The organism is Mycobacterium sp. NGS61, from assembly GCF_059812325.1.
The window spans coordinates 286,816-306,690 of sequence record NZ_JCALCL010000005.1 but is presented as its reverse complement, the minus strand read 5'-3'; the positions used below and the strand labels follow the sequence as shown (position 1 = coordinate 306,690).

19 protein-coding genes, 1 tRNA gene and 2 pseudogenes are annotated in these 19,875 nt (G+C 65.5%); 14 read left to right on the top strand and 8 right to left on the bottom strand.

Annotated features, from left to right (window positions below):
- Window positions 1–6: 6 nt before the first annotated feature.
- Window positions 7–71 (top strand) — tRNA-Phe (locus tag AC5Y3Z_RS14015).
- A 141-nt stretch (window positions 72–212) separates the two neighbouring features.
- Here the strand turns inward: AC5Y3Z_RS14015 and AC5Y3Z_RS14010 are convergent.
- Window positions 213–1,730 carry a MutS-related protein gene (locus AC5Y3Z_RS14010; protein WP_463828481.1) on the bottom strand — a complete coding sequence of 506 codons (1,518 nt, stop codon included), beginning with the start codon at window positions 1,728–1,730 and terminating at the stop codon, window positions 213–215.
- Window positions 1,727–3,244 (bottom strand): MutS-related protein, encoded by a 1,518-nt coding sequence (locus AC5Y3Z_RS14005; RefSeq protein ID WP_463828482.1) that lies wholly within the window; start codon window positions 3,242–3,244, stop codon window positions 1,727–1,729. The genes AC5Y3Z_RS14010 and AC5Y3Z_RS14005 overlap by 4 nt, the downstream gene beginning before the upstream one ends.
- Window positions 3,245–3,727: 483 nt before the next feature.
- On the opposite strand from AC5Y3Z_RS14005, the gene AC5Y3Z_RS14000 reads away from it, so the two are divergent.
- Window positions 3,728–4,012 (top strand): GlsB/YeaQ/YmgE family stress response membrane protein, encoded by a 285-nt coding sequence (locus AC5Y3Z_RS14000; RefSeq protein ID WP_463828483.1) that lies wholly within the window; start codon window positions 3,728–3,730, stop codon window positions 4,010–4,012.
- A 114-nt stretch (window positions 4,013–4,126) separates the two neighbouring features.
- Here AC5Y3Z_RS14000 and AC5Y3Z_RS13995 read toward each other — a convergent pair whose 3' ends face one another.
- Window positions 4,127–4,777, bottom strand: a complete 651-nt coding sequence (locus AC5Y3Z_RS13995; protein ID WP_463828484.1) for a biliverdin-producing heme oxygenase — start codon at window positions 4,775–4,777, stop codon at window positions 4,127–4,129.
- A gap of 93 nt (window positions 4,778–4,870) precedes the next feature.
- Window positions 4,871–5,437, bottom strand: a complete 567-nt coding sequence (locus tag AC5Y3Z_RS13990) for a TetR/AcrR family transcriptional regulator (RefSeq protein ID WP_463828485.1) — start codon at window positions 5,435–5,437, stop codon at window positions 4,871–4,873.
- Window positions 5,438–5,579: 142 nt separating this feature from the next.
- Between AC5Y3Z_RS13990 and AC5Y3Z_RS13985 the strand changes: the two genes are divergently transcribed.
- Genes AC5Y3Z_RS13985 through AC5Y3Z_RS13975 form a run of 3 tightly spaced genes read left to right on the top strand, consistent with a single transcriptional unit; the run spans window position 5,580 to window position 7,786 of the window.
- Window positions 5,580–6,173, top strand: a complete 594-nt coding sequence (locus AC5Y3Z_RS13985) for a sensor domain-containing protein (RefSeq protein ID WP_463828511.1) — start codon at window positions 5,580–5,582, stop codon at window positions 6,171–6,173.
- A gap of 53 nt (window positions 6,174–6,226) precedes the next feature.
- Complete coding sequence (locus AC5Y3Z_RS13980; protein WP_463828486.1) at window positions 6,227–6,961, top strand: M15 family metallopeptidase; 735 nt, start codon at window positions 6,227–6,229, stop codon at window positions 6,959–6,961.
- A 12-nt stretch (window positions 6,962–6,973) separates the two neighbouring features.
- On the top strand, window positions 6,974–7,786 hold the full coding sequence (locus tag AC5Y3Z_RS13975) for a class I SAM-dependent methyltransferase (RefSeq protein ID WP_463828487.1): 813 nt from the start codon (window positions 6,974–6,976) through the stop codon (window positions 7,784–7,786).
- 15 nt (window positions 7,787–7,801) lie between these two features.
- On the opposite strand, the gene AC5Y3Z_RS13970 is transcribed toward AC5Y3Z_RS13975, so the two are convergent.
- Entirely contained in the window at window positions 7,802–8,482 is a 681-nt protein-coding gene (locus AC5Y3Z_RS13970; protein ID WP_463828488.1) for a cutinase family protein, read from the bottom strand.
- Between the two features lie 462 nt (window positions 8,483–8,944).
- On the opposite strand from AC5Y3Z_RS13970, the gene AC5Y3Z_RS13965 reads away from it, so the two are divergent.
- From AC5Y3Z_RS13965 to AC5Y3Z_RS13950, 4 genes are read left to right on the top strand one after another with little or no spacing between them, the layout of a single operon-like run.
- Window positions 8,945–10,522: a methylmalonyl-CoA mutase family protein gene (locus AC5Y3Z_RS13965; RefSeq protein ID WP_463828489.1), complete on the top strand. Its 1,578-nt coding sequence runs from the start codon at window positions 8,945–8,947 to the stop codon at window positions 10,520–10,522.
- A complete protein-coding gene (locus tag AC5Y3Z_RS13960; protein WP_463828490.1) occupies window positions 10,523–10,960 on the top strand; it encodes a cobalamin-dependent protein in 438 nt (145 codons plus the stop codon).
- Complete coding sequence (locus AC5Y3Z_RS13955) at window positions 10,945–11,901, top strand: LLM class F420-dependent oxidoreductase (RefSeq protein ID WP_463828491.1); 957 nt, start codon at window positions 10,945–10,947, stop codon at window positions 11,899–11,901. Before AC5Y3Z_RS13960 ends, AC5Y3Z_RS13955 begins: the two co-directional genes overlap by 16 nt.
- Window positions 11,898–12,938 (top strand): CaiB/BaiF CoA transferase family protein, encoded by a 1,041-nt coding sequence (locus tag AC5Y3Z_RS13950; protein ID WP_463828492.1) that lies wholly within the window; start codon window positions 11,898–11,900, stop codon window positions 12,936–12,938. The genes AC5Y3Z_RS13955 and AC5Y3Z_RS13950 overlap by 4 nt, the downstream gene beginning before the upstream one ends.
- 112 nt (window positions 12,939–13,050) lie before the next feature.
- Here the strand turns inward: AC5Y3Z_RS13950 and AC5Y3Z_RS13945 are convergent.
- Window positions 13,051–13,976 (bottom strand): annotated as a pseudogene (locus AC5Y3Z_RS13945) (IS1634 family transposase); the annotation flags it as partial.
- On the opposite strand from AC5Y3Z_RS13945, the gene AC5Y3Z_RS13940 reads away from it, so the two are divergent.
- Both AC5Y3Z_RS13940 and AC5Y3Z_RS13935 read left to right on the top strand, forming a co-directional pair.
- Window positions 13,891–14,259: a hypothetical protein gene (locus AC5Y3Z_RS13940; RefSeq protein WP_463828514.1), complete on the top strand. Its 369-nt coding sequence runs from the start codon at window positions 13,891–13,893 to the stop codon at window positions 14,257–14,259. The pseudogene AC5Y3Z_RS13945 and the gene AC5Y3Z_RS13940 sit on opposite strands and share 86 nt — an antisense overlap.
- 857 nt (window positions 14,260–15,116) lie before the next feature.
- A pseudogene (locus tag AC5Y3Z_RS13935) lies at window positions 15,117–15,233 on the top strand (helix-turn-helix domain-containing protein); the annotation flags it as partial.
- A gap of 565 nt (window positions 15,234–15,798) precedes the next feature.
- On the opposite strand, the gene AC5Y3Z_RS13930 reads toward AC5Y3Z_RS13935, so the two are convergent.
- Together AC5Y3Z_RS13930 and AC5Y3Z_RS13925 are read right to left on the bottom strand one after the other, a co-directional pair.
- The gene (locus AC5Y3Z_RS13930) at window positions 15,799–16,113 is read right to left on the bottom strand and encodes a hypothetical protein (protein ID WP_463828493.1); all 315 of its coding nucleotides are present in this window, start codon (window positions 16,111–16,113) and stop codon (window positions 15,799–15,801) included.
- 18 nt (window positions 16,114–16,131) lie between these two features.
- Entirely contained in the window at window positions 16,132–16,464 is a 333-nt protein-coding gene (locus AC5Y3Z_RS13925; protein ID WP_499926435.1) for a 2Fe-2S iron-sulfur cluster-binding protein, read from the bottom strand.
- Window positions 16,465–16,504: 40 nt separating this feature from the next.
- Here AC5Y3Z_RS13925 and AC5Y3Z_RS13920 point away from each other — a divergent pair, with 40 nt between their 5' ends.
- Genes AC5Y3Z_RS13920 through AC5Y3Z_RS13910 form a run of 3 tightly spaced genes read left to right on the top strand, consistent with a single transcriptional unit; the run spans window position 16,505 to window position 19,875 of the window.
- On the top strand, window positions 16,505–17,917 hold the full coding sequence (locus AC5Y3Z_RS13920) for a class I adenylate-forming enzyme family protein (RefSeq protein ID WP_463828494.1): 1,413 nt from the start codon (window positions 16,505–16,507) through the stop codon (window positions 17,915–17,917).
- Complete coding sequence (locus AC5Y3Z_RS13915; protein ID WP_463828495.1) at window positions 17,895–18,800, top strand: acyl-CoA dehydrogenase family protein; 906 nt, start codon at window positions 17,895–17,897, stop codon at window positions 18,798–18,800. Before AC5Y3Z_RS13920 ends, AC5Y3Z_RS13915 begins: the two co-directional genes overlap by 23 nt.
- Window positions 18,787–19,875: an acyl-CoA dehydrogenase family protein gene (locus AC5Y3Z_RS13910; protein ID WP_463828496.1), complete on the top strand. Its 1,089-nt coding sequence runs from the start codon at window positions 18,787–18,789 to the stop codon at window positions 19,873–19,875. Before AC5Y3Z_RS13915 ends, AC5Y3Z_RS13910 begins: the two co-directional genes overlap by 14 nt.

The window sequence follows — 19,875 nt, the reverse complement described above, 5'->3', positions numbered from 1 at the left end:
AACCGCAGGCCAGCGGCCGTTCCATCCACCTGAAAAGCGGAAGGTCGGCGGTTCGATCCCGCCCCTGGCCACGTCAGAGGTCCAACGCATGAAGATCCACCGCCAGTTCGCCTGGATCCCCCGAAAGGACCTCCTTGCGACCCTGGATCGGTGGCTGAGTAGGCGGTGACGCCCACCCTTGGTGGCGCTCCCCGGTTGTGGTTGTTCGTCGTTCACAGCGTCCCGTCCCGAGAGATCCCGAAGATCCGCCGGAAAGAATCCTCGCCGTAGCTGGTGGCTTCGGGCCTGCCGGCGGTCAACCGGAACGTCCGCGAACCATCGGTACGCCGCTCGGCCCGCAGAAACAGGTCAGTCGGATCCTGACGCGCGTACAGACTGTCCGCGAGGTCGTAGAGGTGGGTCACGAAGAACACCCTGACTCCGCTTTCGACCATGGCGTGCACGATGCCCCGCGCGATCTGAGATCCTTCGAGCTCGTTGGTCGAGGCGAACGACTCGTTGCACAGCAGCAGCGACCCCGGCCCCATGTGCTCGACCATCGCGCTGAGCCGGGCCAATTCCTCCTCGAGCTTGCCGTGCCGCAGGCTGGCATCCTCTTCCCGCTTGAAATGGGTGAAAACACCGTCGCGGACGTTGGCACTGAACGCCGCTGCGGCGACGAACATGCCCGCCTGCATCATCAACTGGGCGACACCCACGCTGCGCAAGAAAGTCGACTTACCGCCTTCATTGGCCCCGGTGATGACGATCAAGTTCTTGCCGTCGGCGTCGACGTCGTTTCCGGTGATTTTCCTCGTGGTGGTCAGACAGAGTGCAACGTCGCGCAGACCCCGGGTGTCGAATTTGACCGTCCCGATCGGTGCTGGTACCGGAACACACAGTGGCACAGACCGTTTCGTCAGCGCATCATGCAGATTCAGGCAGCCGAGGTAGAACGCCAGTTCCAGCCGCAGGCGTCCGAAGAACGTCTGGAAATGTTCGGCTGCCTGGGTGACCACGCTGGCGACGTCGTTGACTGCCTGACCGGCCAGCTTGTCCAGCGCTTGCTCCCCGGCCATGTCCTCCTTGTCGACGACGAATCCGTACCCGTCGCGGGAACCTCCGAGCGGCCTGCCCCACCGATTGCGCTGGGGCGGTTGGTGTAATTCGTGGTGTTCTCCTCGGTTGCCGAGTCCGAGCCGGGCGCTGAGCAACACCCCGCGGGGCAGATTCAATTCGGCCAGGTATTCCTCGAACCGGTCGAGATAGTCGTCGGGCATCAGTTCGGCGAGCATCGCGAAGAACTGCCCGAACCCGGCCGAACGGAACCGACCGGCTGATGCGTCGGCCAGACCACGCAGCCCTCTGAACGTGGTGACGAGCAGTTCCAGGATCCGGACCGAGCGGCGCAGCATCAACGCGGGGTCGCCTGAACTGAGACCGCCGAGAAACACCTTGTGTCGCAGCTCGATTCCTTCAACGGCGGAGGCGATGTCGTACATCTTCTGCACCACACCGCGATTGGCCAGGCAGTCAGCGAGCACCTGTTGGCGGTAGCGGATGACCTCCGGCTCGCTCACGCTCCATGGGACCACCTTCTTGGCGGTTTCCAGCAGAAAGGGATCGCCGGCTGCCATTGCGTCATAGAGTCTGCCCAGCTCCAGGTCTTCTTCGGTGAGAATGCTGAGCCGCCAGGGCAATCGGGCCTTGAGGTCGAAATCCGACTCGGGATGGAGCAGGCGGACTTTCACCGGCCGATCCTCTGTCGCAGGGCCTGGTGGGTGAGTCCGTACTTGTTCGCCAGCGCGGCGGCGTAGGCCAAACCGTCCGCGGGTCGACGGGTGAACTTGAACGTCCGCCGCGCGGGGTCGTCGGGTGCAACCTCGCCCACCATGCTGACGCACGCGCGATCCACGCTGGCCAGCTGATCGAGGAAACTGACATAGACTGCAGTGCAACGTATTCCCACAATGCGCCGAACAACCTTCGTAGCGATCAGCAGAGCATCGTTGAGGGTGGTGGAGGCGAAGCTCTCGTTCAGGATGACCAGACTGGTGGCGGTGGCACTCGACAGGATCTCGTGGATCCGGACCAGTTCGTCCTCGAGTTTGCCGTGCAGGGTCGTCAGGCTCTCCTGTCGTTCGAAGTGCGTGTAGATCGTGTCGGGCACCGTGAACCTGGCATGTACGGCGGGTACCGGGCAGCCGAGGGAGGCAAGATAGGCGCACTGGCCGATGGTCCGGGCGAAGGTGGTCTTGCCGCCCTGATTGGGGCCGGTGATGACCAGCACCCGTTCGGCCTCCGAGAACCGGAAATCGTTTCCCACCAACGGATGATCCGACTTGATCGCCAACGCGAGGTCGACGGCGTCGTCGGCGGCCAGCACCCCCGGCTCGGCGGTGACCTCGGGGTAGCTGAAGCGCAGGCCGGCTGCGGACATGCGACGCACGAAGGTCAGATAGTAGAGATAGAACCGAATTTCGTGGTCGAACCGGATCACGGTGGACTCGGTGAAGCCGGTGTTACGGCGGCAGAATTCCGCAAGCTGTTTGAATGCGTTCGGGTAGAGCTTCGCGACGCACTCGAGGATCTGCCGTTCAACGTGGTTCATGTCGGCCGAGTCCCGATGGGTGACGTGGTAATCGATCGCTTCTTCGGTCGCGAATCGCTCGAATGTCGCCACCGCGTCGGGACTGTAATCGGTTTGGCCGGAATATTTTTCGACGTGCACGCGGCGGTCTTGGATATGCACGGTGTAACGAACGTCATGCAACGCAGCCCGGACCGTCGAGGTATCGGCCAGCAGGCTCTGGAAGGTGTCGCTGTCGACGTATTCGGTTAAGTAGGAACAGAACTCGGACAATCCGCGAGAGGTCGGTGCTACTCGGCCGAGTGCTTGGCGCAGTGTCGCCACGGTTTCGCAGTAAGTCTGCACCGCGTAGATGAACCATCCTTGCCGCTGCAACGGATGTCGGAGTTCCCTCGCCTGCTCACGCCGGTGCCGCATCGTTCGCAGGCCGTTGACGAAATCCGTGATGGGCTGGCGAATGCGCTCGTCCTGCAGATCCCGGAACACCTGATGGCGGTGCTCGATGGCGGCGACATCGGGCAGCGGTTGGCGAAAGTATCGATCGACGTCGTCGGCGTGCCCCGCGTTGATGGCCGTGATGATTTCGTCGAGGTGCAGATCGGAGAGGCAATCGGGCGCCGCGTCTGCTCCCGTTGCGGCATCACCCGCTGGGAACAGGATGCTGAAGCGGGCCATCGAGCCCCCTTCGGTCGTGAGCATTGAGGTCGGTGCGGAACGTGGGCCCGCGTCAGCTCAGTCTACGACCGGCGGCAGCTGCAACTAGCTGGCCAAACCCGACCAGACAGGTCCTTGGGTGACCAGATCGGCGCCACCGGCCCCGGCCCACGTCGACTCCCTCGCCATCGTGGGGATCAAAGGGGCTCCGAAAATGTTGTTCCCGGAGAACACTTCTCCGGGGCAGCAGAACGCGCATAGAGCCGGTTTGAGCGTCGGATAACCGCACGCCGGGCAGACATGGGATGTCATGCGCGCTGCCTCCCTAGTGGACGTCTGTGGAACGAATCGCGTTTACCCCTCCTGAGGGTGTTCAAACCCTTCTGGCGCAACGGTTGCCGGACGAATCAACCGAATCAACATGCGTGTTATAAGCGGCTCGGTTCGGGGAACTCGCGTGTCAGGAGGTGCTCAACAGGAGCGCCGCTGTGCACAGGAGTTGAAATGATCGGAACTATTCTCATGGCCCTGGTTGTCGGCGCCATCATCGGTCTCGTGGCACGGCTGGTGATGCCGGGCCGGCAGAACGTCGGGTTGCTCATGACCGTGCTGCTCGGCGCTGCCGGCGGACTGCTCGGGTCCGTGGTGGCGAGCCAGTTCGGTTACCACAACGCCAATGGCGGAATCGCCTGGATTCCGTTCTTCATCGGTGTGGGTCTGGCCATCGTCTTCATTGCTGTCTACGAAGCCCTGACCGGTCGCCGTACCCGCACCGGCATGTTCCGCTAGTTCAAAAGTCCCCGGCCGCAACTCATTTGCGGTGGGACCGAATGGATGACGAGCGTAACGCTGCGGCGAAAAGTTGAGGGGAAATTTCGCCGCAGCGTTACGCTCGCATCCGTTTCAGCGTCGGTAGGCGGATAGATTCTGCGCCAGCTCCGCGAACAACGCCTGATTCAGGTTGAAGGCGATTTTCACTTCGTCCACCGCGCGACCGATTTCGTCGGTGTCGAGTCCGAGCCGGTCGAGGCGGGCGCGGTAGGCGTCCTTGTACGGCTTCGGCCGCATCGGAAACTCGTAGAACGACAGGCCGGCGCCATCCAGATCGAAGGTGCGGTTGAGGATCTTGCCGATGGCCTGTCCGCCGGACAGATCGCCGAGGTAGCGGGTGTAGTGGTGGGCCACCAGTTCGCCGCCCCACGAGGCGTTGGTCAACCGGTCGCGGTAGGCGCGCGCAGCGGGGGAGTCGACGTCGTGGCCCGCGCCCGGCGCCCAGTACTGCAGGTCCGTGTCGATAGCCTCGAGCCGCTCCAGCGCGGGATCGTAGACGGCAGCCACCAGTGGGTCTTCCCGGTGACTCCGCACCGCCCGCTCCAGGGCTTCGTAGATCATCCGCAACCGCAGCAGGTAGTCGGCGTAACCCTGACGGTTGACGCGGCCGGCGAGCAGTTCGGACACGTAGGGCGAGTGCTCGGCGGCCTCGTGCTCGGCGGTCGAACCTTCCTTCATCGCGACCGAGAAGGGTCGGACGGCCTCGGCGGTGCTGACTGACACGTTCTGCTCCCGGTACTCGGCTACTGCTCCAACGGCTCTGACAACATGTCAAAACGATGCTGACAATCTGTCAGAAACATAACACAGGCCGCACTACGGTGTCGCTCCCAGCGCGCGCAGTACGAATCGCTCAATAGCGGCGGTCGGCAGGTCGCGCGGCGCCAGACAGGCGTGCAGCAACGACATGGTGGCAGCTTCGTCCTCGACCACGAACTGGCTGGAACGAACCCCGTCGGCCAGGATTTCGCGCAACACGTCTTCGATGGCCACCACGTGCTCACGGATGGCGCGCATGGTCTCCTGCGACAGCGCGCCGTAGAGCTGCGGCCCGAGACCCATGTGGAATTGCTCACCCGCACCGAGCTGATGGCGGACGTAGATCCTGAGCCGCTCGGCCGGGTCGTCGACATCGGCCAACTCGGCGCGCAGCCCGTCGATGTAACGGCTTGTCTCGTGCGACGCGAATGCGACGACAACGGCTTCCTTGTCGGCGAAGTGGTGGTAGATCGCGGTGCGCCCGATGTCCGCGGCGGCGGCCAGCTTCGCCATCGTGATCGCGTCGAAACTGTGCTCGGCCATCAACGTGGCGAACGCCTCGAACACACGTCGTTGCACCTGCTCGCGGTGCTCCTCCACCGACGAAGCGCTGATCTTGGGCACACGCGACTCTAACTCCCGCGTGCGCCGCCGAGCGTGTGACGCACTCGCCCGTAGGATGACCAGTGGGCCGCGACCGGGGAGGGTGGATTTGCTCAGACCACGAACCGCGCGCGGTGGCTGGCATCTGATCGTCACCTGCGTGATGGTCGCGCTGACGGCGTGTTCGTCGCACAGCACGTCGGCCAAACCCACCACCAAGCCGGGCTCGCGCGCCGATTCGCTGATCGTCGGCATCGAAGAAGTTCGTCGCATCGCCAACTACGAGGAACTCACCGCGCATGCGCACGCCGACCTGCATCAGCCACCACCGAGCGACCTCAACGCGCCGGCGCCGTGCCGAGCCGCGGGCATCAGCGACGTCACCTTCGGTTCCGGCTGGTCGGAGTTCCGCAGCGCGGGCTACCACGGCATCACCGATGACCTCAAACCAGGCCCGCCCGCATTGATCCAAACGGTCAGCCAGGCCGTAGCGGTGTATCCCGACTCCAGCATGGCGCGCGGTGTCCTGCACCAGCTGGAGACGTCGTTGCAGGCCTGCGCCGACTTGCACGACCCCCGCTACCAATTCACCCTCGACCGGCCCGACGGCGCGACGGTGCGGATCAGCGCCAACGCGTGGAGCCACCTCTACCGGGAGAAGTCCTCGGTGCTGATGTCGGTCGGTGTGGTGGGGCTGGAACCCGCCGCCCAGATCGCACAGGTCATCCTGCAAACGGCGACCGATCGCATCGGTTGAGACCCGCGCGCCGGCTCCCCGTTTCCGGGGTCGCGACCCGCGACAATGAAGCAATGCGTCGAACAGTGCAGTTCCAGCTGATCGTGGCCATCGTGTGCCTGGTGGCCGGGTGCGGTGCGCCATCGTACGGCGCCTCGGTGCGACCGGTGGGCACCACGATTCCGCTCAGCCCTGGCGTGCCTCCGGTGAGTCCCGAGGCGGCCGCGGCCGGACTCGTCGACGTGCGCAGCATCGTGGGCGACGCAGTGATCGATCTGCGATACGCCACCACCGACAACTTCACCCACACGCAGCTGTACCCCCCGGGCGCCCGTTGCCTGGTGCACCACACCATGGCGCCCGGGCTCGAAGCGGCCGCCAATTCGCTGCGCCCAGCCGGGCAACTGCTGGTCTTCTGGGATTGCTACCGGCCGCACGAGGTTCAGGCCAGGTTGTATCAAGCGGTGCCCAACCCGGCGTGGGTGGCCCGTCCCGGCCCGTACGCCACCAGCCATGAGGCCGGACGGTCGGTGGACGTCACCTTCACCACCACCCAGCAACCGTGTCCGACAGTACGGCGGGCGGCGCAGTTCTGCGTGGCTGACATGGGCACCGATTTCGACGACTTCACCGCGCGGGCAACGGCTTTCGCGACCAAAGATGTCAGTCCCACCGCGCAGGTGAACCGGTCCCGGCTGCGGGATGCGATGAAGTACGGTGGGCTGCAGGTGTATTCCGGTGAATGGTGGCACTTCGACGGCCCCGGGGCCGGGGTGCAGCGGCCGATTCTCGATGCCCCGGTCGACTGAACGGACCACTTCATGAACGAGGAACCCCAGGCGATCTACACCCACGGACACCACGAGTCGGTGCTACGCGGACACCGGCGACGTACCGCGGCGGACTCCGCCGGCTACCTGCTGCCGCACTTGCGGCCGGGCCTGTCGCTTCTCGATATCGGCTGTGGCCCAGGCACTATCACCGCAGACCTCGCGCTGCGGGTCGCGCCCGGCGCAGTGACCGCCGTCGAGCAGACCGAACAGGCGCTGGGCCTGGCGCGCACCGAGGTCCAGTCGCGCGGCCTGTGCAACGTGTCGTTCACCACCTCCGACGCGCATGCGCTCGACCTGCCCGACGACGCGTTCGACGTCGTGCATGCCCACCAGGTGCTGCAGCACGTCGCGGACCCGGTGCAGGCGCTGCGCGAGATGAAGCGGGTGTGCGCACCGGGTGGGATCGTCGCCGCTCGGGACGCCGACTACGCCGGGTTCATCTGGTACCCGCGTCTGGCGCCGCTGGACCGCTGGCTGGACCTGTACACACGCGCCGCCCGCGCCAATGGCGGCGAACCGGATGCGGGCCGCCACCTGCTGTCCTGGGCTCGCCAAGCCGGCTTTGACGACATCACGCCGACCGGCAGCCTGTGGTGCTACGCAACCGACGAAGCTCGGCGCTGGTGGGGTGGCATGTGGGCCGATCGGATTCTGCACTCGGATCTCGCCCGGCAGCTGGTCGAGTCAGGCCTGGCCGTCAGCGCCGAGCTCGACGAGATATCGGCGACCTGGCGGGCGTGGGCCGCGCACCCGGATGGCTGGTTCGCCATCCCCAACGGGGAAATACTGTGCCGCGCATGATGGTGCGCGGACTGCTCAGCGAGACAGGATCGCGTTGCGGGTGAAATCGGCGGCTTGGTTGGCCATGCCGTTGTCCCGATAGGTGCTGTGCGCGGCGCGGTCCCGGCCGCCGGGGAAGCACACCGGATCGCCGTCCGCGCACAGTTGCAGCGTTTTGGCCGTGTACAGCGGACCGATCGCGATCGGCGGAGCGCTGCGGTCCACAATGCTCAAGAATCCGTCCGACGGGGCCGCGAACAGTACGACCGCGGCGACCTTGGACGCGACGGCGGGCGGCATCGGCCCGGTCCCGTCGGGCAGCGCCACGCCGTCCGGGACGGAGTCGGCCGTGGTGTATGCGGCGACGGCCGCACCCTGGGAGTAACCGCCGAGCACGATCTTGGTGTTCGGGCAATTCGCGGCCGTGGTCTCGACCTTGCTGCTCGCGTCGGCAACACCGTCGACCGCCCTGGCGAAGTCCAGCGACGCGGGATAGTTGACCGGGTCGACGGCGACGTTCTTGCCCACCAGCCGAGCGTTGAGGGCATCGACGAACGCCTGTCCAGTAGCGCCGACGCCGGGAGCCTCGAAGGTCCCGCGCGCGAACACCACACTGACATCGGGACATCCCGGATCAGCGCCGGCGCGGGCCGGCTCGCCGAGCGGCGACATGAGTGCGGCTACGGCGCCGACGATCACGGCCAGCCTGGGTGCCATCCGCCGAAGGGAAGGGTTTCCGGTGCGGCGCAAAGTCAGCTCTTTTCCGTTGATTTGGGGGCTCCGCCGATACGAACTCGCGTCGGGAGCAGTTTGTTCCGCGCCCGTGATTTCCGGGGCGATGTGCTGAGCGTAAAACACAGGTTGAATTGGCGCTGCCGGCAGCGGCCCGCGGCCGGGGCGCGCCATAGCTGCGCTCGAAGCGCATTTCCGCACTTGATCGGCGATGACAGGCGCCGCCGGGACCGGACTTCGGCCCCGCCGCGATGTGCTGATGTTCACACATCCGCAGCCGCGGAATCGCTGGCTCGGTGCGGCGAGCGGACAACTCCGAGCCGACCACCCTGCTGGGCCCGAATAGCCGGGGCCGTGTGGCCCCAGACGCTGCTGGCGCGGCACCGTTTCAGCAGGTCAACACTATGGTATTGGCATTCTCTTTTTTTGCAAGTACGTTATTCACCGATGGATAACGCAGCCCACACCCCATCAGGCATACCGCTGGCCCCGGTGTATGGCCCGCAGGACCGCGGCACCGAGCCCCCGCCTCCGGGTGAGTTCCCGTTCACCCGGGGTAACTTCGCGTCCGGATACCGCGGCAAACTGTGGACTTTCCGGCAGTACTCCGGTTTCGGCACCGCTGAGGAATCCAATCGTCGCTACCGCTACCTGCTGGACCAGGGCGGTACCGGTCTCTCGGTCGCGCTCGACCTGCCGACTCAGTGTGGCTATGACTCCGACGATCCTGATTTCGGTGAGGAAGTGGGCCGGGTCGGGGTCGCGGTCGACACCCTCGCCGACTTCGAGATCCTGTTCGACGGGATCCCGCTGGACAAGCTGAGCACCAGCATGACGATCAACGGCACGGCGGCGATTCTGCTGGCCTTCTACGTTGCGGCCGCGGAGAAGAAAGGCATACCGCGCGCCAAGCTCACCGGCACCATCCAGAACGACATCCTCAAGGAATACGCCTCGCGGGGAACTTGGATCTGGCCGCCGGAGCCGTCGCTGCGGCTGATCGCCGACACCATCGAGTTCTGCGCGGCCGAAGTCCCGCGTTTCAACGCGATCTCAGTGGCCGGCGCCCACTTCCGTGACGCCGGCGCCACCGCGGTACAGGAGATGGCCTTCACCCTTGCCGACGGGGTCACCTACTGCGACACCGTGGTGGAGCGCGGCCGGATGAGTATCGACGAATTCGCGCCGCAGATCTCGTTCTTCTTCTACACCCACGGCGACTTCTTCGAAGAGGTCGCGAAATACCGTGCGGGACGCCGACGTTGGGCCACGATCGTGCGGGAGCGGTACGGGTCGACAAAGGACAAGGCGTCGATGTTCCGGTTCGGCTGTGTCTGCGGCGGTGCGTCGTTGTACGGTCCGCAAGCCCAGAACAACGTGGTGCGGGTGGCCTACGAGGCGATGGCGGCGGTCCTGGGCGGTGTCCAGTCCATGTTCACCGCGGCCTGGGACGAACCCTTCGCGCTGCCCTCCGAGGACTCCACCACGCTGGCCCTGCGCACCCAGCAGATCCTCGCCTACGAGACCGGCGTCGCGCAGGTCGCCGACCCACTGGGTGGCTCCTACTTCGTCGAAGCACTCACCGACGCCACCGAGACCCGCATCATCGAAATCATGGCCGACCTCGAACAGCACGGCGGCATGGTCAGCGCGATCGAGGACGGCTACCTGCAGGGGCTGATCGCCGACGAGGCTTACCGGATACATCAGGACATCGAGAGTGGCGCCAAACCGGTGGTGGGGGTCAACCGATTCGTCTCCGAGGAACCCGAACCCGATATCGACACCTACGAACTCGACGCCGAGGGCCGCGACCTGCAGCTCAAGCGGCTGGCCCAGGTGAAAGCCGAAAGAGACAGCGGCGCAGTGGAATCCACCCTGGCTGCGCTGGCCCGCGGCGCCGAAGGAGACGACAACCTGATGCACCGGCTGATCGACTGCGCCAACGCCTACTGCACGGTCGGTGAGATGGTCGCCACGCTCAAGGCGGTCTGGGGCGAATTCCAGCAGCCGGTGGTGTTCTAGATGGCCGCCCGCATACTGGTCGCCAAACCCGGTCTGGACGGACACGATCGTGGCGCCAAGATCGTCGCCCGTACCCTGCGCGACGCCGGCTTCGAGGTCATCTACACCGGTATCCGGCAGCGCATCGAGGACATCGCGTCGATCGCGGTTCAGGAAGACGTCGCCGTCGTCGGCTTGAGCATCCTGTCCGGAGCCCACCTGACGCTGACCGCCCGAACGATCGCAGCGCTGCGCGCCGCCGATGCGGCTGACATCGCGGTCGTGGTCGGTGGAACCATCCCGAACGCCGACGTGCCCAAGTTGCTGGAAGCCGGTGCCGCAGCGGTGTTTCCGACCGGCACACCGCTGGACGCGTTGGTGCGCGAGATTCGCACGCTGACCGGAACACCCGAACCGGCTGCCCAGACAGCACAGGAGGAACCGTGCGTGTCGGAGTGATGATCGGCGCCGAGCGTGGCGACATGTCCCGCAAGGTGACCAAGCTGGTCGCCGACATCGAATGGGCCGAATCGGCGGGTCTGGACACGGCCTGGATGCCGCAGGTTCCCGACGACTTCGACTGCTTGACCATGGTGTCGCTGATGGCCGCCCACAGCTCACGCATCGAGCTGGGGACGGCGGTGGTGCCGCTGCAAGCTCAACATCCCATTGCTCTTGCCCGTCAGGCACTCTCGATACACGCGGTGGCCGGGGGGAGGCTGGCGCTGGGTGTCGGACCGTCGCACCACTGGATCATCCGGGACATGCTCGGGCTGCCCTACGAGAAGCCGGCCGCCTACACCCGCGACTATCTCGAGGTACTCAACGCCGCCGTCGCCGGACCGGGACCGGTTGACGTACAGAACGATTCGTTCACAGTGCACAACCCGCTGGCGATCGGAGCCGATACCCCGATGCCGGTGCTGGTCGCCGCACTGGGTCCGGTGATGCTGCAACTGGCCGGTGAGCATGCCGACGGCACCGTGTTGTGGATGGCCGACGAGCGTGCGATCGGTGACCACATCGCACCGAAGATCACCAAGGCCGCCGTGGATGCCGGCCGCCCTGCGCCGCGGATCATCGCGGGTATCCCGGTATGTCTTTGTGCGGCATCCGAAGTCGACACGGCCCGGGAACGGGCCAACCGCATCCTGGGGGAAGCTGAAGTCTCGCCCAACTATCAGCGGCTACTCGAACGCGGTGATGCCCGCGACGTCGGTGACCTGTGCGCGGCCGGCGACCCCGAGCAAATTCTCTCCCGGATGCGGGGATTCGCCGACGCCGGGGTGACGGATCTGTCGGTGCGGCTGCTGCCGATCGGTGACACCCGCGAGGAACTCATTGCTTCCAAGCGACGCACGCGGGAGATGATCGCCGAACTCGCCCGGGAGTTGCGGTGAGCAGTGCCGGTCCGCTGGCCGGCATTCGGATACTCGAGGTCGGCACCATGTTGGCCGGACCGTACGCCACCATGTTGCTGGCCGACCTGGGCGCCGACGTCACCAAGATCGAGCCGCGCGGCGGGGAGATTTCCCGTGGGGTCTCCGACAGCTATTTCGCCAGCCTCAACCGCAACAAGTCCAGCATTTGTCTGGACCTCAATTCGCAAGGCGGACAACAACGCTTAGGCGAACTGGTTGCCGACGCCCACGCGCTGCTGGTGAATCTGAAGCCGTCGGCGATCCGGCGGCTGGGATTGACCTACGAGACGCTACGGCAGCACAACGAAAAGATCGTCTGCGTGGCCATCACCGGATTCGGACTCGACGGCGGAGACGACCCGGCCTTCGACTACGTGGTGCAGGCCGGAGTCGGTATCGCCGCGCTGACCGGCGATCCGCAAGGCCCACCGACCCTGCCGGGATATTCTTCGGCGGACAATTCCACCGGCATGACCGCTGCGCTCGGACTATTGGCCAAGATCATCTCGGGCAGCGGTGGTCAGGTGGACGTGTCGTTGCGCGATGTGATGTTCTCGCAGCTGAACTATCACGCTGCCGCCTACCTCAATGACGGTGTCGTTCCCCAGCGCCGGCCCTACGGTGCGCACTCGTATTATGTTCCCGCACAGCTCTTCCCGACTTCCGATGGGTTCCTGGCACTGTTCATCACCCACGACGGTTTCTGGAAATCCTTTGCCTCCGAGGCAGGTATCGGCGGCTTCGAGACGATGGCCGAGCGGGTATCCCGGCGCGACGAGGTGCTGGCGGTCGTGACGGCGATGCTGGCGACCGACACTGCCGTCAGCTGGGAGCAGCGGCTGCGTCCCCTCGGGGTGCCGGCCGCGGCGGTGCGGACGCTGCCCGAAGCGCTGGAAGCGACACCGGAAGTTGTTGTCCAGGCTGGAGATTCGCGCTTGGTGGGCAGTCCGATTCGGGTGTCCGGTTACGAACCGGACTACCGGCCGCCGCCGAAGCTGAACAGTTCTCGACCGTAACCGCGCGTCGCGCTGGTCACGGAATATCGCCTGAGCGCCGTTCGCAAGCCTCCTTGGGATAGTCCAATCGATGTGCGGCGACATCAACGGCGCCCTCGCCACCTATCCAACAAGAACCGGCGAACCACCGCTGGGTCAGCACCAGCTGATCGGGCGTCTCCTGGCCGGGGTGTGTGTGCTGCCATTCGGTGACCACCGACGGCAGATGCGGCATTCGCGCGCCGAGCACATAGGTCAGCCCGGCGGCGGCCGGCGCGGTCTGGTTGCCCTCCGAGATCATCCGGCGTCGGCGACCACGGTGACATCGGCGAGCTGATGGGCCTTCTTGAACGCGGTGATGACCGGCAGCATGGACGCGGTCTCGGCCTTGTTGCCCTCGAAGGCCTCCACCATCAGCGGCAGCCCACAGGCGTCGGTGAGCAGCCCGAGAGTGATTTGCGCTCCAGCCGGCGTTCCTTGGAGAACCCGGGTTCGCGGAACCCGTCGCCGGCATCGGTCTCGAAATACAAAGTGCTGACATCGAAAAACTCCAGGCTGGCCGGGCCGAGCTGCGCGTGGGCGGCGCAGGCGACTGAAAGTGCTTGCCGGAAGCCGGGTTTGGCGAATACCGGCAGGCGGCGTTTCAGTGTCGATACGACACCGCGGTGATGCCGGCTTCCTCGATCACCCGCGGGGAGTCAGCCTTGCTGGTGGGCTCGATGATCCGGGCCAACACCAACTGGCGGAACACCTCGTCACCGCCGGCGGCCTCCTCGAAACCTAGCATGTCATAGACATCGGACAGCGCCGACCACAGATGATGGGCCCGAGAGGACGTGATCGGCAACGGCTCGGCGTCCACGCCGGAGTCCAGTCCCAGATCGAGCTGGTCCTGGCCTCCGGCGATCCGCTACGCTCCAGCGGCTTCAGCGCCGCGACACCGACCTCGTCATGGGCAGATCCGAGGTGCTCGATGTTGCGGGAACCGCGCCGGTTGGACCACACGATCTGCACCGCAGTCACCCCCGAGGCGGTCTTCACCGTGCGGACATGGGCCACCCGGGCAGCTTACGACCCACGACTAGTGCTCAAATTCCTACTCCCCGCCACCCAAAACAACAGGTCACAGGCCTACATCGTCGTAACCGCCGCGATAGTGATAAAAGTCAGGTTTGAGAAGCTTCAGAACTACAACAGTTCAAGGATCGCGGCTGTAGCGGCAATGACCGTCATGCTTACCATTCGAGTTGCGGCCCCCGCGAGTGTTAACTCCACGGCGACGGTGAAGGCGAAGACCACGCAGCGCATGAACGGCCCGAACCCGAACTTCGGCCAGGACTGAACTTCACACCACGGGCATGTTATTTCAGCTTCGATATGTCGAACGGCGGCTGGGATGACCTATACAAGACATCTGACGGACACTTCGTTCCTGACGTCGACATAGAGACCCACACTTTGAACACGTTGGGCCCGGATTGCGGTAATGGTGGGGGTGCGCCCGCCCCAGCTCGGGCGCCCGCAGCTGCTCCGGCGGGTGACAAGGGGGACAGGTGCCTACCTCGACTCGTAATCAATGGCCAATAATCCGACCGGCGCCGCTTAGTGCGAGTTGTTTGTCGAGGACTCGCCACGTTCAGTGCCACAGGTGATTTCTGAGGCGTAGCGTCTCAACAGTCAGAAGGCGGTTTCGAAATCGGAGGTTCACGTGGCCAGACAGAGTTGGAAAGAGTACTTGGCCGAGCAACGCGCGCGGCGGGAGAGGGCTAGCGGACTGAATGTGTTCGGCCAGCGGGCGGATGCAGTGGCCGCTCACCTCGCCCAAATCCCCTCAATTATTCGCGGCAACTGTCCTGTCTGCTACCACGACGTAAATGCACAAGTGCAGAAACAGTTCATGCGAACCACCGTTGCATGCGGGTGCGGGCACACCGTATCGATGAGTTCCTGGCAACAACAGAACAACTACTGACCTCAATCGGCGGAAACTGGCCGGGCTCGGCGAAGCCGCGCCGGCACCGTTTCACGGTGCCGCTAGGTGACGCGCGGAACGTTGACGACGCCGCCAAAGACGCGCAACCACCGCTTCCACGGTCCCTGCCGAGAGTCGTTGCGGTTGTTCTGGCGTGTTCCCGCTGAATTTGTCCAACTGGTTTTAGTGTCCTGTGGCCTGATATCGGGCCGCGGGACGATGAAATCGTGCGCAAGTTACGCCGTGCGGATGATCCTGCCGCAGAAGATAAGACCGGCGAGGAGATCGCCACCGAACTCGGCGTCTCGCCGGCCACTCTGTACAACTGGCGTCGCGCCTACGGCGGCGGGGTGGACACCGACGCCGGCAAGGAACTCAAGAGATGCGCGAGCAGAACGCCCGCCTCAAGCGGCTGCTGGCCGAGGCCGAGCTGGAGAAGGACGCCCGGGAGGGTCGCGAAGGACGCTCCTACAGATGTCAAGTGCTGAGTTGGGCGTAAACGGCGCGCAGGGTGTGGAAGATTTCGCGGGCGAGGTAGCGCTTTGGCAGCGGATAATTTCGGGCATGGATAGGCCCTCGGTGGTGCGACGGTCGGCGTAGGCGCGGCTGCGTGGGTCATAGCGCTGCCGGACGACTGCGGCAGAATGTAGGGCGCTGTTGGCGGCTCGGTCGCCGCCGCGGTGCAGTCGGTGTCAGTGGGTTTTGCCCGAGGATGCCGCATACGGTGGTTGCGGTGTCTGCACGCGTGTTCTGCATTGCGAATGCAAAGATTGCGGCAAAGGATGCGGCGAGCCGGTTCATCGCTAATTTTCAAGGCGATCGCAGCCGCCGCGCAGAAGTCGGGGCCCTTCATCTACGCGCCTCATCAACGTCGGATTGAGCAACTCCTGTAGAAGCTGAGCGCGGCAGCTAGTCCGACGGGTTGTGGTCGGTGATCACCTCGAGCAATCGCGGTATCGGCGGCGGATCGAGTTGCAGCGCACTGGACATGGTCAGCTTGGCAGTGCTCATGCCCTGCAATATGGCCGGCAGGTCGTCACCCTCGATCTCGTACAGCGCGACGTACGGCCCGTCACCGTCGATCGGGCGTAACCGGCGTGCCGAGATGATGCCGTCGAGCGCCACGAGTTCGCCCAGGTGCACCTCGTCGTACCAGGTGTTGTACTCCTGCTCGCGGTCCGGCGCACTGGGGTAGGTCTCGACGTAGATGATCCCTCTGGCCATGTGCCGCCTCCCTGGTGGCTACTCGTAGTGCACGGTGATCGGTGCCGCGTCCGGCACGGCCTGGCAGGTCAGAATGTAGCCGTCCTCGACCTCGTCGTCGTCGAGGGCGTCGTTGATCCGCATCGTCGCGGTGCCTTCGGTGAGGTGCGCCATGCACGTCCCGCAGTTGCCGGCCTCGCAGTTGAACGGCGGTTCGAGCCCGGCTCGTCGCGCGCTTTCCAGCAGCGTCTCGCCGGGGACCAACGGCACCGACACCTTCTTGCGGTCGAGGTGAATCGTCACCATGCCGGCCTCCGTCACGCGCACCTCCCTGCACTTTGTATTCTTCACTATAGAGAATAGTATTCTCATTAGACGATAGGGTCTTCTCAGACGGTTGGAGGATCGAGACGTGACCGAGCCGGCCGCGCTCGCGTTCGAGGACCGGCAATACAGCCTGTCTGACCTCGACGCGCTGACCGACGGACTGGCTGCCACGCTGCGGAAGCGGAACGTCCACGCGGGTCAGCGGGTCGCGGTGATGGCGTCCAACCGGCCCGAGTTCTTCATCGCCCTGCAGGCGATCTGGCGGCTGGGGGCCACGGCGGTGCTACTCAGCCCGGCCTGGAAGCGGGCCGAGGTCGAGCACGCCCTTGCGCTGACCGACCCGGCCCATGCGATCGGGGACAACCCGGTGCTGGCCGGTCTGATGCCGATGCTGCACCTGGACGAACCGGTCGGTCCCGGTGCACCGGGGAATGCCGGGTCGGCGCCCGGCGATGCGGTCCTGGTGTTCAGTTCCGGCACCACGGGACTGCCGAAGGCGGTGCGACACACCCATGCTTCGCTGGACGCCTCGGTGCAGCACTGGCGCGAAGCGCTGCAGCTGACCGGTCGCGACCGGATCCAGGTCGCCACCCCACCGTCCCACATTCTGGGCCTGTTGAACATCCTGACCGCATTGCGCACCGGGACATGGTTGCGGCTGCACCGCCGATTCGACATCGACCGGATGCTGCGGCACATCGAATCCGATCGCATCACCGTCGAAATGGCCGTCGCCCCCGTTGCATTGGCCATCGCCTCCCATCCCGGCCTCGAGTCCTACGACCTGTCGTCACTGCGTTACATCATGTGGGGTGCCACACCGGTGACGGCCAGCATCGCTGAAACCGTCACCCGACGCACCGGCATCTGCTGGGTCCCCGCCTACGGCACCACCGAGCTCCCGGTCATCGCCTGCAACCCCGTCGTCGGATCGAGGCTGGACTCGGTCGGCCGGGCGGTGTCCGGCGTGCAACTGCGGGTGGTCTGCCCGGACACCGGCGAGCCCGTCGGCCCGGGTGACGTCGGCGAGATCCAGGCGCGGTCGAATTCGATGATGGCGGGCTACCTGCCGGCCGAGGCGACCGCCGAAGTGCTCAGTGACGGTTGGTATCGCACCGGGGACGTCGGCGCGCTGGACGATGGCGGCTGGCTGCGCATCACCGACCGTCTCAAAGAGATGATCAAGGTACGCGGATTCCAGATCGCACCGGTCGAGATCGAGACCGTGTTGCACGGTCATCCCGCCGTCCACGACTGCGCGGTGTTCGGTGTGCCCGACGGTGTCAACGGCGAAGCTGTGGTGGCGGCCGTGACCACCCACGCGGCCGGCCAAAGCACCGCGCTCGCAGCCGAACTCGCTGAACGCGTCGAAGCGGAACTGGCGTCCTACAAACGATTGAGCCGGGTGGTGTTCGTGCCCGATATTCCCCGCCTGCCCTCGGGCAAGGTGCTCCGCAGAGTGCTCAAGGAGAGCTATGGATGTACGTCTGACAGCTGAACAACAGCAACTACGTGACGCCGCCGCCAAGATGGCCGACGACCTGGGCGCCGGGGCGGTACAGGACCTGGCCGACCAGAGCCGAATCGGCAGACTGGACAAGCAGATTGACCTGACCGGATGGCGATCGCTGCGCTCGGATGAGGCCTCTGGGGTCGAAGTAGCCATCGTCGCAGAGGAATTCGGCCGCCGGTTGGTCGACGCACCCTTCCTGGGGCCGGTGCTCGCCGGCGACCTGGCCCGCCACCTCGATGCCGACGTCGGACCGGTGACCATCGCGGTGGACGATCGCGCCGTCGACGCGCGCGGCTATCAGCGGGCGTTGCTGCTCTCCGGCACCACGGTCTCGGTCGTCGATCTCGGCGGCGACGACGGTGGTGCCGATCTGACCCGGACGTGTGCGTCGATTGCCGGATCCCCGACGCCGCTGGGGGAGGTGTCCGCGGAGGCCGCCGGCCGATGGCGGGCACTTGCCTTGGTGGCCACGGCCGCCGACCTGGTCGGAGCCGCCCGCGGCGCGCACGCCACCGCCTGTGACTACGCCAAGCTGCGGGAGCAGTACGGCAAACCGATCGGGTCGTATCAGGCCGTCGCCCACCTGCTGGCCGAAAGTCTGGCGCTGATCGAAGGTTCGGTGAGCGTGCTGCGCCACGCGGCATGGGCGGTCGACGAACTCGACCCCGCCGAAGCGATCCGGGCCGCGCAGGTGGCCAAGGTCTACTGCGCCCGGGCCGCCCGCACCGTCTGCGAGACCGCGATACAGGTGCACGGTGGCATCGGCAACACCTGGGAATGCCTGGTGCACGTGTACCTGCGCCGGGCGCTGACGTCGACCGAGCTGTGGCCGGTCACCCTGAAGGAGGTCGGTCGTGGACTTTCGTGATTCGCCGCAGGAGGCCGACTTCCGCAACCGGCTGCGGTCCTGGCTTTCGTTGCACGCCAAGGAGTTCGGCGGGTCGGGCGACGAGTACTGGGCCCGGCAGGCCGACTGGCACCGCGCGTTGTACGAAGAGGGTTTCTTCGGTCTGTCGTGGCCGCGCGAGTACGGCGGCCGGGAGTTGCCGCCGGTGTACGACGTCATCGTCGACGAGGAGCTGGCCCGCGCCGGTGCTCCGCCACGGCCCAGCGTCGGCTACCTGGTCATCGGCATCGGCCGGCACGGCAGCGACGAACTGCGGCAACGCTTCGTGCCCGGCATCATCAACGGCACCGAGCGCTGGTGCCAGGGGTTCAGCGAGCCGGGTGCCGGTTCGGACCTGGCGTCGTTGACCACTACCGCCACCCGCGAAGGCCACGAGTACGTGATCAACGGGCACAAGATCTGGACCAGTTACTCCGACGTCGCCGACTGGTGTCTGCTGCTGGCGCGAACCGACCCCGCCGCCAAGCGGCACCGCGGCCTGTCGGCTTTCATCGTTTCGATGAAACAGCCTGGTGTACAACAACGTCCGCTGCGCATGATCAACGGCGTCACCAACGAATTCGGCCAGGTGACTTTCGACGGTGCCCGGGTCCCGGCGGACCGCATGGTGGGTGCCCCCGGCGATGGGTGGGCAGTGGCCATGACCGTCGTCGGGCACGAACGCGAACCGTCCACCCTGGGTTACGCGGCCCGGTACAACAAACTGGTCGCGCAACTGGTGGCGCGCAGCGACGGTGAGGTCGACGACGACGTGGCATGGGCAGCTGTCCAGGCGCAGATGCTCACCCACCACGTGCGGCGGCGGCTGTCCGAACAACTCGACGGCGTGTCGCACGGACCTGAGGGCTCGCTGGATAAGCTCTTGATGACCTGGGTGGAACAATCCGTCGGACATGCGGCGCTGGCCGTCGGCGGCACCCGCGATCCGGACCTGCTCAGTGCCTACCTGTACAGCCGCGCGCAAAGCGTGATGGGCGGCACCTCGCAGATACAGAAGAACATCATCGCCTCGCGAATCCTGGGACTGGGAGTCTGA

What these genes read in the sequence shown, in the direction of transcription:
- AC5Y3Z_RS13930 (WP_463828493.1), bottom strand. Translation starts at nt 16,113, where the DNA reads ATGGCCAGAGGGATCATCTACGTCGAGACCTACCCCAGTGCGCCGGAC.
- AC5Y3Z_RS13980 (WP_463828486.1), top strand. Translation starts at nt 6,227, where the DNA reads ATGCGTCGAACAGTGCAGTTCCAGCTGATCGTGGCCATCGTGTGCCTG.
- AC5Y3Z_RS14000 (WP_463828483.1), top strand. Translation starts at nt 3,728, where the DNA reads ATGATCGGAACTATTCTCATGGCCCTGGTTGTCGGCGCCATCATCGGT.
- AC5Y3Z_RS13970 (WP_463828488.1), bottom strand. Translation starts at nt 8,482, where the DNA reads ATGGCACCCAGGCTGGCCGTGATCGTCGGCGCCGTAGCCGCACTCATG.
- AC5Y3Z_RS13960 (WP_463828490.1), top strand. Translation starts at nt 10,523, where the DNA reads ATGGCCGCCCGCATACTGGTCGCCAAACCCGGTCTGGACGGACACGAT.
- AC5Y3Z_RS13965 (WP_463828489.1), top strand. Translation starts at nt 8,945, where the DNA reads ATGGATAACGCAGCCCACACCCCATCAGGCATACCGCTGGCCCCGGTG.
- AC5Y3Z_RS13975 (WP_463828487.1), top strand. Translation starts at nt 6,974, where the DNA reads ATGAACGAGGAACCCCAGGCGATCTACACCCACGGACACCACGAGTCG.
- AC5Y3Z_RS13940 (WP_463828514.1), top strand. Translation starts at nt 13,891, where the DNA reads ATGTTGCGGGAACCGCGCCGGTTGGACCACACGATCTGCACCGCAGTC.
- AC5Y3Z_RS14005 (WP_463828482.1), bottom strand. Translation starts at nt 3,244, where the DNA reads ATGGCCCGCTTCAGCATCCTGTTCCCAGCGGGTGATGCCGCAACGGGA.
- AC5Y3Z_RS13985 (WP_463828511.1), top strand. Translation starts at nt 5,580, where the DNA reads ATGGTCGCGCTGACGGCGTGTTCGTCGCACAGCACGTCGGCCAAACCC.
- AC5Y3Z_RS13915 (WP_463828495.1), top strand. Translation starts at nt 17,895, where the DNA reads ATGGATGTACGTCTGACAGCTGAACAACAGCAACTACGTGACGCCGCC.
- AC5Y3Z_RS13925 (WP_499926435.1), bottom strand. Translation starts at nt 16,464, where the DNA reads ATGAGAATACTATTCTCTATAGTGAAGAATACAAAGTGCAGGGAGGTG.